This window comes from Vreelandella nigrificans, from assembly GCF_002374315.1.
In the GTDB taxonomy this organism is placed as follows: Bacteria; Pseudomonadota; Gammaproteobacteria; order Pseudomonadales; family Halomonadaceae; genus Vreelandella; species Vreelandella nigrificans.
Genome location: NZ_NWUX01000018.1, coordinates 26,011 through 39,352 on the forward strand (window position 1 = coordinate 26,011; position 13,342 = coordinate 39,352).

The window sequence follows — 13,342 nt, forward strand, 5'->3', positions numbered from 1 at the left end:
TGAGGGCTAACGGTGGGCGATCTCGTTATCGCCAGCCGCCTTAAGCGCCCGAACCCGAGCTTCCAAAAAGTGCCTCAACACCATCTCCCCTGCCTCTTGCGCCATAATAGGTGGGCCGAAATGAAGACACACCGGCGCACGAAAGCGCACAGGCCATTTCTTTAGCGCCTTGCCCCCATAGTGAGAAGTCCAAGACCCCCACAGGCCTGCGAGACCTGCTGGGATAACTGGCACATTGTCACGGGCCAGTATGGCCTCTAGCCCGCGACGAAAAGTATGGATTTCACCATCAGGGGTAAGGCGCCCTTCAGGAAAGACCATAACGATATCACCTTGCCGCAGCGCATCACTGACATCATCCAGCGCACGGCGTAGCGCCCCCGGACTGTGCCGCTCCGACTCTATAGGGATTGCCCCAACAAGCTGGAACCACCATTTAAGCCAACGCGACTCAAAAATAGGCTGATCCATCACAAACCTCAGCGGCCTGGGGCTAGCGCCGCCCAGCACCAGCGCATCCATAAAGCTGACGTGGTTACAAACCACTAATGCAGCGCCTGTTTTAGGCAAGTGATAACGACCATGGATACTAAGGCGGTAACATAGGCGCATTGCTACATAAATGAAGCTGCGCAGTACATGGCGAACGAGTTTAACCGGCCATGTCACGTCTTCGCCCCCCGGTGGCGCAGGCCTGCTAGAACGGTACTCATTAACTGATCTAATAACTCATCCACTTTAAGCTGTTGGCCCTGCCAATAGCCTAGCCGCTCATTCAAGCCCAACTGCACCAATCCATGAACACTACCCCATAGGGTGCGCCCCAAACGACGGGCCTCAAGGTCATCAAGCGCTGGCTGATACTGTTTTAACGACGTCTCAACCTGAGTAAACAGTGCTTCGATTAAGTCGCTTTGGCGCTGATCCAACTCCCCCTCCTGGGCTAGAGGGTAATCAAATAGCAGCTGCCAGCGATAGCAGTCTTGCTCTGCAAAACGCCAATATGCATGCGCCAGCGCACGCAGCCATGGCTCAGGATCATCTGCTGCCAGACTGGTAATGGTATGCTGCAAGCGTGCCAACGTCTCGACGTTAACGTGCTGCAATAAGTTATTGAAGCTGCCATACAGTTTTAGCAGCGTACTGGGCGCGCAGCCTACATCTCTAGCCAAGGCACGCAGTGATAAACCATGGACTGGCTGTTTCGCCAGCCACTCATCACAAGCGTGCATGACCTGCAAGTGGAGGGCATCGGGCGCATGCTGTCTAGGACGGGCCATGGCGATCTCTTCGGGTCAACGGCAAACAGGAAAGAATGCCTCATCGCGCTTTAGCGTGAGCAAGGGGTAATATAGGATACCTTACATCGAACACTGTTTTCGACACTAAAACGCTACATTCGACGTATTCTTTCGCTACCCGCCATCCCACTATTTTTTTCAACAATTCAGCATGAGGAGACAGGCATGACGGGACGCCTACATGTGCAACGCCTATCGCTTTCGCGCCTCGTGCCATCACTTGGCAGTGCGGAAGCGCTGATTGAGTCACCCAACTTATCACCACGACAACCTGTATCTGCAATTCGCTTTGAAGGGGGGCAGTATCGCTTACAACCACTGTTCTGGGGGCTAACACCGCCCTGGCTAAAGGTGCTTGATCATGCCCCCCACTGTGCCCGGGCGGAAACGCTGAAGTCACGTACGATGTTCAGTGAGGCATTTAATGCCCGTCGCTGCGTGATACCGGTAAGCGGCTTTTACATTTGGAAAACACAGCCTCGCAGCAAGCAACCCTACTTAGTCACCCATGTTGCTCGAACCCCTCTTTTCCTAGGGGCACTTTGGTGCCGTTATCACACGACACTGACCACCTTTACCGACTCTACAGCGCTGATCAGCGTACCGGCTAATGCCTGCCTATCATCGCTGACTGACCGATTACCCGTAGTTATTGCACCGGAAGCGTTAACACGCTGGTTAGACCCAGCCACGCCCCCCACCGATCTTGAGGCGCTATTAACCCCCGCGCCTCTGGAACTGTTAGGCGCTTTCCCGGTATCAAAGCATGTTAATAACCCTGCCTATCAGTCATTGTCCTGCGCTCATCCGACCGGACCGATGCTGCGCTGGGCTGTGTCACAGGAGCTGTAATGTTGCGACCTCACAAAATGTTCGCCCCACTCTTTGCACGACAAGCCACTGCATGCATTGTGGTAAGCATAGCCTGGTGCGTGCCCAGTGCTTTCGCCGAAGATACGCTAATAGCTGACGTCACCACACCGACGGTTAGCCCATTTGATAGCCGTGACTATCGGGTACTTACCCTTGAGAATGGCCTTCAAGCCCTACTGGTTAGCGACCCTGATGCCGATAAAGCCGCCGCCTCCATGAACGTCCGTGTGGGTAGTGCCCAGGACCCCGAGGATCTACAAGGACTGGCACACTTTTTAGAACACATGCTGTTCTTGGGAACCGAGCCCTACCCGGAGTCAGATGCCTACCAGAGCTACATTTCGGACAACGCCGGTTCCCACAATGCGTTTACCGCCCAGCAGGACACTAACTACTTTTTTGATGTAGAACCATCCGCACTACCTGGGGCACTGGACCGCTTCAGCGAATTTTTCCTCTCGCCGCTGTTTAACGCCGACCACCTTGAGAGTGAGCGAAACATTGTTCACTCAGAGTATATGGCCCGCATACGTGATGAGTCGCGCCGTGAAAATGACGTACTCAACCAGCTCTTAAACGCCGACAACCCGACAACCGGCTTTGCTGTTGGCAGCCGCGATACCCTGGCAAACCCACCCGAAGGAGAAGCAACGCTACGGGAGCGGGTTATCGACTTTTATCATCGCCACTATGATGCCAATGTAATGAACTTGGCCATTGTGGCACCGCAATCACTGGATACTCTTGAAGAGTGGGTTGTTGAACGGTTTGCCGACATCCCGGATAACGGTCTCAGCGTGCCGACCATTGATGCCCCATTAGTAGATGCCGATACCCTGCCACGCTATATCGAACGCCAATCGTTACAGGATCGTCGCCAGCTGCGTTTCTATTTCCCGATTCCCGACCCTACCGACGAGTATCGCACCAAACCGACCCAACTGATTTCACACTTACTGGGTGATGAAGGCGATGGCAGCCTGCTTGCCGTACTGCGTGAAGCTGGCCTGGCTGATGCACTCTCCGCCGGCATAGGACGTGGTGACGGGAAAGATGCACTGTTTACAATCTCTATCAGCCTAACACCTACAGGCGCTGAACGACTGGATGACATCGAAGCCACACTGTTTGCTGCCATTGAGCAGATCCGCGAGGAAGGAATAGATAATTGGCGCTACGAAGAGCAGAAAAGCCTTAGCGAACAGGCATTTCGTTTCCAGCAACACGGTGCTCCACAGCAGGAAGCTACTCGCTTGGCGATGAGCCTCTCGCGCTATCCCGTAGAAGATGTGCAGTACGCGCCGTATCGTATGGATGGTATGGATAGTGAACGCCAACAGATCTATTTAGACGCGCTAACGCCCGATAATATGCTGCGCTTTTACTCATCACCCGATATCGAGAGCAAAACAATCTCCCCCTGGTTTAACACCCAGTGGAGAGAACAGCAGCCCAAACAGCGCGGCCGAGCGCTCAGCGGCCTAGCACTGCCTGAGCCAAACCCATTTATCGCCAACGACTTAACGCTGCTGGAGGGGCAGGATGAACAGCCCAGCGTATTGGTAGATACTCCATCGTTTATCGCTTGGCATATGCAGGATGCCCGCTTTAACACCCCAAGCGTTGAGTGGCGGGTTAGCCTGCAACATCCCAGCGCCAGCTACTCCGCAGAAGAAGCCGTGCTTAACCGCTTGCTGGCAAGCTGGTTAAATGACAGCTTAAACGAGTCACTCTACCCTGCTTGGCTTGCTGGACAGTCATTTAGCGCTTACTCCCATGCGAGGGGCATCACACTGTCGTTCTCAGGCTGGCGCGACGGCCAAACACCACTCCTTGAGCAAGCGCTTGAGCAGTTGCAAACAGCCCATATTTCACCCAGCGCTTTTGAGCGCGTGCGCTACCAGCTACAGCGCGAATGGCGTAATGCGCCCCAGGCATCCCTTTATGGGCAGGCCAGCCGTGCACTAGGGGAGGCGCTTCTTACTCCTCAGTGGTCTAGCACCGAACTGTTTAATGCAAGCCAGCGCCTGGAGCGCCAGCACTTAGAAAACTTCCGCAAGCGTTTTCTGAACGGCTTATATGTAGATGCAATGGCCATTGGTAACCTGGATGCGGCGCTTGCAAGTGAACAGGCTAGCTTGATACGCGACGCTCTTACGCCTCGTTTAACCCGCGAAGATATCGGCGAGCTAACGCCGCTCGCCGTGAACGATCAAGCGAGCGTACTTCACCCTCACAGCAACCGAGAAGAGTCGTTAGTGATGCGCTACCTACAAGGGCGCAACCAAACCGCCAAAGAGCAGGCGACGATAAGCGTTTTGGCACAGTGGCTAGACACCCCCTTCTATCAGCAGCTTCGCACTGAGGAGCAGTTAGGCTATATCGTCAATGCGGGCTATTTACCGCTACTTGACGCACCCGGCCTCGTGCTCGTTGTGCAGTCGCCTGATGTCGATAGCAGTACCATTGCCGAACGCATGGATGCCTTTATGGGTATGGCAAGTGAGCGACTGAATCAACTGACCGATGAAGCGCTGGGCCCCCATCGCCAGGCCCTCCATGACAGGTTGCGCCAACGTGACACTAGCCTGTCAGGCATGGCCAATCGTTTTTGGCAGGCAACGGCTCTGGAGCAGGTGCGCTTTGACCGCCGCGAGCAGCTAGCGGCGCTTGCCTTGGAAGTAAGCGTCGAGGATATTCAAGCGCTATGGCCATCTCTCCTGTCACGCCAGTTGGATATTCGCTTTAACCCAGGCGACGCGCCCAGCGATATTGCAGCCTATCGCGAAGCACTCGCCCCCCTGCCTAAAACAGCTGATAATGGCTAAGTCAATAATGACTAAGCCGTTAATGACTAAGCCTACAATGACTAAGTAGTAAGCACCCGCCAGCTCAGGCATCAAATGCCTGAGCTGGCATCATCGACTCAACGTACATTACCAACTCTTCCAATACTTGGCGCTCATGATCAGTAAGCGACTGCTGGTTGTAACGTTCAATTTCCCGTGCAAATGCTTTTAGTGTAAAACCCGCGACGGCCGGATCGTTGATCCGCGTCCAGCGAAACGCTTCCCAAAGCTCCCGCTCTTCACCCTCTAGGGTTTCTGGATAGCTACGGGCGCGATAGCGGAATAGCATCTCCTCCAAGCGTGGATCCTGAAAAGCAAAGCGCTGGCCAACTAAATCCCAAGGCTCCATGGCCCGAACACGCTCCATCTGCTGGCGGTCGGCGGCGGAAAAGAAGCTACCGGAATAGAGCATCAAGTCTGGATCGTGTGGCGTATCCTCATAGGCCGCATTGAACACTTCCGTCACTTTCTGCGCCACGCCGCTAGCAGCACGCAACGTTTTCCAGTGACGGCGACAGGCCTCCATATTCAGCCCCAAACGCTCAACGATTACGCCATACTCACCTTTCTGCGGTCCTTCCACATCTTTTAGTGCTGTCGCAGGAAACACCACTGGGCAGCGATTTATATGAATCACCTTAAGCGGAATCCGTGTTTCTCCCTCGGAGAGGTCCTGCCGACTAACAAACACCCGCTCACGAATCTGCTCAGCACTCATTGCAAGCAGGTCACTTGGGTCAACACTAAGATCGTAAACAATCACCCCATTGGGGTTGGTCGGGTGCTCCGCCAACGGCATCACCAGCGCACTACAACCGCGGCTGGCTGGGTAACGGCGGGAAATGTGCAAAAGCGGTTTAGCGCTAGGCAAATCAAGTTGCTTCGCCACGGCACGCTTGCCCCTAAGCCCCAATAAATAATCAAATAGCTTTGGATTGCGTGCTTTAAGCAGGCGAGCCAAGGCAATGGTTGCGCGCACATCCGCCACCGCATCATGAGCACCTTCGTGGGCGATGCCATTAGCAGCCGTTAAGTGCTCAAGTTTAAAACTTGGCGCACCATCTTCACGAAGTGGCCACTCGATACCCTCAGGGCGCAACGCATAAAAGGCACGCACAACGTCGATTAAATCCCAGCGGGAGTTACCGTTCTGCCATTCACGGGCATAGGGGTCGAGCAGGTTACGGTAGAACAGATGGCGGGAGACTTCATCATCAAAACGCAGGCTGTTATAGCCCACTACACAGGTACCTGGCTCACCCATGCAGTTTTGTACCTGAAGAGCAAACTCAGCCTCGGGGATACCTTTACGCTGAGCTTTTTGAGGCGTAATACCGGTAATGAGACAGGCCGCCGGGTGGGGCAGGTAGTCATCTGAAGGCTTGCAATACAGCTCGATTGGCGAGCCGATTTCATTAAGCTCGGCATCAGTGCGTAGCGCGGCAAACTGAGCAGGCCGGTCACGACGGGGGTCAGCCCCGAATGTCTCATAATCATGCCAAAGAAAGCTGGCAGGGGCGGCATTAGGTGGCGCCATGAAGAAGCACTCCGCTAAGCAATGAAAACCCCAAGCCTAGCACAACCGCCGCCTCTCGCGCCGCCTCTCTGCCACGCCCTTAAGCCTGCCTCCTGCACACCTAGCATTCGCGAGGCGAACATTAGCGTGGCTGGCACTTCGCGTGATTAGCTTTTCGGCAACGTAACGTTAAGCTCAAGCACCGAGCAGTTATCTTCGCTATCTAGCGAAATTTGAATAGCGTTGTCGTCCACATGGACGTAACGACGGATCACTTCTAGCAGTTCGCGCTCCAGTAGCGGCATGTAGTCGGGTTGACCACGCTGGCTACGCTGATGCGCCACGATGATTTGTAAACGTTCCTTGGCCACCGAGGCGGATTTCTTGCGCTCACGCTTCAAGAATTCCAGCAGTTTCATCGACGACTACCCCCAAACATTCGGCTTAGCAGACCTTTTCGCTGCACTTCGTGAAAACGCAGCGGCATCTCTTCCCCAAGCAGCCGTGAAACAGTATCCGTGTATGCCTGACCGGCATCGCTTGATGCATCATGGGTCACTGGCACACCCTGGTTAGAAGCACGTAGTACCGCTTCCGACTCAGGAATCAAACCAAGTAGGTCAATGGCAAGAATTTCACGAATATCGTCCAGGGTCAGCATATCCCCAGAAGTCACACGGAAAGGATTGTAACGAGTAATTAAAAGGTGCTCTTTCACTGGCTCCAAACTCTGCTCAGCGCGCCGAGTTTTAGATCCAAGCAACCCGAGAATACGGTCAGAGTCACGTACAGAGGATACTTCAGGGTTGGTAACAACAATCGCTTCATCAGCGAAATACATTGCAAGCTGTGCTCCCCGCTCAATACCTGCAGGCGAGTCGCACAAAATGAAGTCAAAGTCCTCCTTTAGCTGCTCCAGTATCTGCTCAACCCCCTCTTTGGTCAGTGCATCTTTATCACGAGTTTGCGAAGCAGGTAAAATAAACAGGTTTTCAACGCGTTTGTCGCGAATCAGCGCTTGGTTAAGGCCTGCTTCCCCCTGAATAACGTTCACTAGATCGTAAACAACGCGGCGTTCGCAGCCCATGATAAGGTCTAGGTTACGTAGACCAACGTCAAAATCAATTACCACCGTTTTTTTGCCACGCAAGGCAAGTCCAGTCGAAATAGCGGCTGCGCTGGTGGTTTTACCGACCCCCCCTTTACCTGAGGTCACTACAATAATTTTGGCCAAGAGTCACTTCCTTCTTGAAGTCGTTCATCGCGAGGCGTTTACAAAACTTCCTGCGCATAACGGGCACGTCAATGTCATCAACATGACACACTTTAACGGATAGCATCAACGGCGTCGCTAGCCATTCAATACTAGCGGCCGCTCATGCAAGTGGCTTAAGTCAGCGGCTTAATCTCAAGCTGCTCTTTTATAAAATGAATTTCTACTGCACGCCCAAGTAGCTGAGAGTCAATATCTTCCAGCCGTTTATAATTACCGGCCACTGACAACAGCTCTGCTTCCAGTTCACGACAATAAATACCGGCATGGGTATTACCGTGGATACCTGCGAGTGCACGACCTCGCAGCGCTCCATACACATGGATGCTGCCAGCCGCTAACACTTCGGCACCCGCGTTTACGGCCCCAATCACCACCAAGTCGCCCTCTGCCGCATTCACTTGCTGGCCAGAGCGCACCGTACCGCGGAAAAGGCGTGTCGTTACCGAAGCGCCTTCCTGCGCTTCCGGCTCATCTGCCACTACTTCAGGCTCTATCATCCGACTGACGCTTTCTAATATCCTGGCGCGGCCTTCTTCAACCGGCGCAAACCAGCCAAGGCCCAACGCCCAGGCGGACTGCCGTACAGGCTCAGCACCACCGCGCACCGCAACAGGCAAAAGCTTGTGGTCACGACACACCGCACAAATTCGTTCCAGCGCCAGGTGGGGCTCATCGAGTTTTTCCACGCTCAGCACAACCGGTGTATGCTGAAAGAACGCGGGGGATTGCGACAGTTTGCCAGCTAGTTGACGCCGAATAAGTTCAGGGTCAGCGCTGCTTAGCTCCATGACGGTCATTGGCAGCATGCCGCCTTTGAAGGTAAAAGCCATGTCGGCACTATCGGCGTTGAGGCTCATGGCCGAACTCCAAGTCATGTTCAGGTAAGATTAAGGTAGCGCAATCTCGCGCTTTGCGTTGTAAAGATCCATCATGAATTACAGCGCATAAGCAAAGCTAAGCGACAGCGCCGGTGACTGCAACCGCCTAGGCACACCGTCAGCTGATTTTTTTTTCACGCTACGCACCTCTCTGCAGGATGATTCATGCACGGACTGTTAAGACGCCTGTTCGCTCCTCGGTGGCAACACCCCGATCCCGAGGTGCGTCTGAAGGCACTCAACCAGCTAGACCCACAGCAACCAACGCAGCGGGACGCGTTAAAAACCTTAACCGAGGATGGCAGCGATACTATTCAGCTAGCCGCCCTGTTAGCCCTTGACGACATTCAAGGGCTTATAAGTGGCTACGCTAAGCGTCCACAGGATGAGGCATGGTTAAACGCTGTCTGCCAACGTTTAACCGGAGTAGAGGGGCACATTGACTTAACCCAGCGCCAAGCTCTGGTCGCACAGCTATCGGAACCGCGACTGCTAAATACAATTGCGCTGCAAGGTGACAACCTTGACTTGCGCCTCACCGCCCTGTCACAGCTAAGCGATGAACACGATCTGATTCACCAAGCATGCCATAACGGTGTCGCTGCCGTACGCCACCAGGCAGCCCAGCGTATTGAAAATGAAGAAAGCCTCAAACAGCTGTTAAAAGAGGCACGTAGAGATCGCCAGGTGGTGCGCCTCGCACGAGACAAACTCACCCAATTGCGTAACGATGCCGAGTGGCTAACCGAGCAACAAGCCCAGCGTGAACAGCTACTGAAGCAGCTTGAAAAGCACGCTAACGCGCCTTGGGAACCGCTATACGGCGGACGTTTTCGGCATTTAGAACGAGAATGGCAAAACCTGGAACATCCTTCCAGCACCGATCAAGAAGAGCGTTTCCAGCAAGCCATTCTTAGCTGCCGTAAAACCCTTCATGATCATGAAACACAAGAGCAAGCTCGCCAACAAAGCCTGATACGCCGAGCAGAGGCAGAAAGCACCCGCGATAAATTACTAGAAGGATTAGAAGAAACCCTCGATGGCTTACGCCAAGCCAGCGAAGTAAGCGCGCAAGATATTGATAGCCTGCGAGCCCAGCGACAGCTACTTGGGCAACGCTGGCAAACACTCTCAGACCTGCACCCACCCAGCAACACCATTCAGCAACGCTACACCCATGCATTAACTCACTATGAGAACTACATGGAAGCATGGCAACGCTGGAGCGAGACTGAGAGCATACTTGAAAGTGCTTTATCCACGAATGATCATCCTAGTATCCGTCAGCATATTAAGCGGTGTGCATGGCCGGATGAACTGGCACCACCGGCACTGTTAAAAAGTGCCCAGACAGCACTTCGCGCTGAAGCCATCATTGAACAACGCAAGACTCCCTCCCTGAGCGCGATTACTGCCGAGCTCGATAACTTTGAACACTTACTTGAACGTGGCGCCTTCAAAAGTGCCAGCCGTTTACATCAGCGCCTTAAACCCTCGCTAGACACACTCACAAACGAGGACGCAAAACCCCACAAAGCACGCCTTAAACACCTTGGCGCTCAGCTAGCAGAGCTTCGCGATTGGCGGGGCTTTGTGGCAGGCCCCAAGAGAGAACAGCTTTGTGCCAGCATTGACGCGCTTGCAGACGACCAATACATGGCCGAAGAAGCCCTTGACCGCCATCACCGACAACTCGTGAAAGAGTGGAAGTCGCTTGGGGATGCCGCGGCAAACCGTGAACAGTCCGCGCGCTTCCGCGCCGCTTCCGACCGTATTCGTGAACGTCTAAAGCCATGGCTCAAACAGCTTACTCAAGAGCGTGACATCAACTTGCGTAGCCGTGAAGCATTATGCGAGCAGCTAGAAACTCTGCTTGACCAGCCTGCCGAAGACGCTGACCCCGATATGCTGCGAGAGATTCGAGATAAAGCCCGCCATCAGTGGCGTGACTACAGCCCTGTCCCCCGCGAACAAGCCGAGGCTGTCGGCCGACGATTTGGTAAAATCCGTCACCGGTTACAACTGCTTATAGATCAGCGTGCTGAGCAGATTGGTCAGCAAAAGCGGGCACTGATTGAGCAGGTACAGGCACTACAAAACGATAGTGAACAACCGTTGGCAAAACGTATTACGCAAACCAAGCAGCTCCAGCAACAGTGGCGCCAACTTGGCCGGGCGCCCAAAGGTGAAGAACAAACACTATGGAAGAACTTTCGCCACGCCTGCGATCAGTTATTTGCCCAACGCGATGCACATAAAAGTGAGCAAGCGGCACGCCAGCAACAGCAGTTAGACAACATGCAAGCGCTGATTGATCAAATGGACAGTTGGCAACCTACCCACGCCAACGAAGCCACCATACTTGACGATTACCTTAAGCAAGCCAGCAAGCTTGAGCCATTACCACACAACCGGCGTAGTGATGGTATGCAACGACGTTTAAGCGGCATTGTTCGTGCCAGACGAGAACGTTTAAGCCGCCTTGCCGTGGCAGATACAGTTCAACAATGGCAAGCCCTGTTACCACTGATAAAAGCGCACATTGCTGCCGACCAGCAAGCACTAGCAGGTGAAACCACAGCGGAGATAGATGCATCATCTCTGCTCAATACCAAGCTACCGACGGCCTTTACCGATGCCCACCAGCAGCGCAACGTAGCCCGACAGGCAACATCAGCGCCTCTTTCTGCTGAGCAACTCACAGCCTTAGAGGATGATCTCGCCCGCTTGCGCGTACATCTATCTCTCTTAGCTCTAGGCAGCGTCAAGCAGCGCGATGAGCCGCTCCGATTAGCTATCCAGGTAGAGCGTTTAAACGAAGGGCTGCATAGCGAACGCAGTCGTGCAGAGGAGATCATCGACGTTTTAGCAGCACTGCTTGCACTAGGCCCAATGCCCCTAGCGCTTTGGGAAAAGGAAGTAAAAGAGTTGGATAGCTTACTAAACCGTTTATCACGCGTACCGCATCCCTAACTTAACAGCACGAAAAAGAACAGTAAAAAAAGCACGCTGATGTGGCAGCGACATAACTAGCAACATAACAACAAGCGCACTACCCGCACTACCGAAAACGGGAAGCCATAGCCTCCCGTTATTCTCACTCTTTAGGCAACGCTAGAACAACTTCACCCCATAAACTGGCCGCCGTTGATATCAATATTAGCGCCCGTAATAAAACCAGACTCCTTATCAGCCAGGAAGGCTACCAGGCGCCCGATCTCTTCAGGCGTGCCATAACGCTTCACAGGAATAGTTTCACGAATAGCCTCCCGTACCTGCTCGGGAATTTTCATAATCATATCGGTAGCAATGTAACCCGGTGAAATAGTATTCACGGTAATGCCTTTCGTCGCTGTTTCCTGAGCAAGCGACATTGTTAGCCCATGCATGCCCGCCTTTGCGGCCGCGTAATTTACCTGACCAAATTGTCCCTTACGGCCATTGATCGACGAAATATTGATAATGCGCCCATAACCATGCTCCAGCATCATTTCAATGACACTGCGGCACGTATTGAAAACGCTGTTAAGGTTTGTATCGATAACCTGATACCACTGCTCATACGACATCTTTTTCATAGTGCCATCGCGGGTGATACCGGCACAGTTGACCAAAACACTAATTGGGCCATGCTTTTCATTGATGTCGCGAGCGGCTTCTAGGCAAGCACCGTGATCGGAAAGATCAACACCCGATAAAGCAATGTTGTTATAACCGTCGGCTTGCTGGGTTTCCAGCCAGGTCTTGGCTTTTTCGGGGTTGTGATACCCCGCGACTACCACATAACCTGCATCTGCCAACGATCGGCAAATTGCCGTTCCGATACCACCAGTTCCACCAGTTACCCAGGCGACGGGGGCTTGATTGGCCATTGACTACCTCCCTGATATGACAAATGACTTGGACATTAACGCTATTATTTCATCGCAAGCCATTCTAATAAGCGCTCAAGCGCTTTTATCGCAAACAGTAAGTCGCTTTTTTTCTTATGCGACATACCAACAGTAAGCTTTTTGTTATGCTTAGTGAAAGCATAGCTTTACTCTATCAATGTTGCAGCACGATGAAAGCCCCAAGCCGCATTTCTACCGTTTCATGCAGGGGGTTGACTTACCGTGAAAAATGCGTAGAATACGCAACACGTTGATGCGGGGTGGAGCAGTCTGGTAGCTCGTCGGGCTCATAACCCGAAGGTCATCGGTTCAAATCCGGTCCCCGCTACCAATATTGTGAGAGGCAGATCAGTTTCATTACTGATCTGCCTTTTTTTGTTTTGTACTATTTCTCCCCGCTCGCTAATTGCTTTTCAAAGCAGCCACGGTAAGCCTATGGTGACACTGCTCACATGCTAAAACGGCAATGGTATCCAGTGGCCACTTCTCTTTTTCATCACTGCCTTCTTACCGCTAACGTTTAATTGTTCATGCCAGCCGAGCATTCGCTCTAAACGGAAACGTAGGATAAGCCTGTTGGCTAGCGGTAGGTACCGCCACGCCAAAACGCTTTTCGATATCGCCCATCTCAATAAACTTCTCGCCACGCTGGTAAGCGGCACGTAAATGCTCGCTTAGCTCGTTAACCGCCGCCGAAGGCTTGGCCCATTGGGATTCGGGTAAGGGCTTCGACCACTCGGCTAACCAGTCGCTGGG

At 53.2% G+C, this 13,342-nt stretch carries 10 protein-coding genes, 1 tRNA gene and 1 pseudogene; 4 read left to right on the forward strand and 8 right to left on the reverse strand.

The genetic code is table 11. The features are described from left to right. Positions 1 to 6: 6 nt before the first annotated feature. Together CPA45_RS16660 and CPA45_RS16665 are read right to left on the reverse strand one after the other, a co-directional pair. Positions 7 to 669, reverse strand: coding sequence for a 1-acyl-sn-glycerol-3-phosphate acyltransferase (locus tag CPA45_RS16660; protein WP_096653445.1), 663 nt, complete (start codon positions 667 to 669; stop codon positions 7 to 9). Next, positions 666 to 1,280 carry a TetR/AcrR family transcriptional regulator gene (locus CPA45_RS16665; RefSeq protein ID WP_096653447.1) on the reverse strand — a complete coding sequence of 205 codons (615 nt, stop codon included), beginning with the start codon at positions 1,278 to 1,280 and terminating at the stop codon, positions 666 to 668. The genes CPA45_RS16660 and CPA45_RS16665 overlap by 4 nt, the downstream gene beginning before the upstream one ends. A 186-nt stretch (positions 1,281 to 1,466) precedes the next feature. On the opposite strand from CPA45_RS16665, the gene CPA45_RS16670 reads away from it, so the two are divergent. Together CPA45_RS16670 and CPA45_RS16675 are read left to right on the forward strand one after the other, a co-directional pair. Then, positions 1,467 to 2,153: an SOS response-associated peptidase gene (locus CPA45_RS16670; RefSeq protein ID WP_096653449.1), complete on the forward strand. Its 687-nt coding sequence runs from the start codon at positions 1,467 to 1,469 to the stop codon at positions 2,151 to 2,153. Continuing rightward, positions 2,153 to 5,002, forward strand: a complete 2,850-nt coding sequence (locus CPA45_RS16675) for an insulinase family protein (RefSeq protein ID WP_096653451.1) — start codon at positions 2,153 to 2,155, stop codon at positions 5,000 to 5,002. The genes CPA45_RS16670 and CPA45_RS16675 overlap by 1 nt, the downstream gene beginning before the upstream one ends. A gap of 64 nt (positions 5,003 to 5,066) precedes the next feature. Here the strand turns inward: CPA45_RS16675 and sbcB are convergent, their stop codons facing one another. From sbcB to minC, 4 genes are all read right to left on the reverse strand, one after another. Then, on the reverse strand, positions 5,067 to 6,560 hold the full coding sequence (gene sbcB, locus CPA45_RS16680) for an exodeoxyribonuclease I (protein WP_096653453.1): 1,494 nt from the start codon (positions 6,558 to 6,560) through the stop codon (positions 5,067 to 5,069). A 146-nt stretch (positions 6,561 to 6,706) separates the two neighbouring features. Further along, a complete protein-coding gene (minE, locus tag CPA45_RS16685; protein ID WP_018918334.1) occupies positions 6,707 to 6,958 on the reverse strand; it encodes a cell division topological specificity factor MinE in 252 nt (83 codons plus the stop codon). Continuing rightward, entirely contained in the window at positions 6,955 to 7,773 is an 819-nt protein-coding gene (gene minD, locus CPA45_RS16690) for a septum site-determining protein MinD (RefSeq protein ID WP_096653455.1), read from the reverse strand. Before minD ends, minE begins: the two co-directional genes overlap by 4 nt. A 155-nt stretch (positions 7,774 to 7,928) precedes the next feature. After that, on the reverse strand, positions 7,929 to 8,672 hold the full coding sequence (gene minC / locus CPA45_RS16695) for a septum site-determining protein MinC (protein ID WP_096653457.1): 744 nt from the start codon (positions 8,670 to 8,672) through the stop codon (positions 7,929 to 7,931). A 186-nt stretch (positions 8,673 to 8,858) separates the two neighbouring features. Between minC and CPA45_RS16700 the strand changes: the two genes are divergently transcribed. Next, a complete protein-coding gene (locus tag CPA45_RS16700; RefSeq protein WP_096653459.1) occupies positions 8,859 to 11,666 on the forward strand; it encodes a DUF349 domain-containing protein in 2,808 nt (935 codons plus the stop codon). A gap of 152 nt (positions 11,667 to 11,818) precedes the next feature. Here the strand turns inward: CPA45_RS16700 and phbB are convergent, their stop codons facing one another. Beyond that, positions 11,819 to 12,565: an acetoacetyl-CoA reductase gene (phbB, locus tag CPA45_RS16705; protein ID WP_096653461.1), complete on the reverse strand. Its 747-nt coding sequence runs from the start codon at positions 12,563 to 12,565 to the stop codon at positions 11,819 to 11,821. Between the two features lie 275 nt (positions 12,566 to 12,840). On the opposite strand from phbB, the gene CPA45_RS16710 reads away from it, so the two are divergent. Further along, positions 12,841 to 12,917 (forward strand) — tRNA-Met (locus CPA45_RS16710). Positions 12,918 to 13,114: 197 nt separating this feature from the next. Here the strand turns inward: CPA45_RS16710 and CPA45_RS16715 are convergent. Beyond that, positions 13,115 to 13,342 (reverse strand): annotated as a pseudogene (locus CPA45_RS16715) (hypothetical protein); the annotation flags it as partial.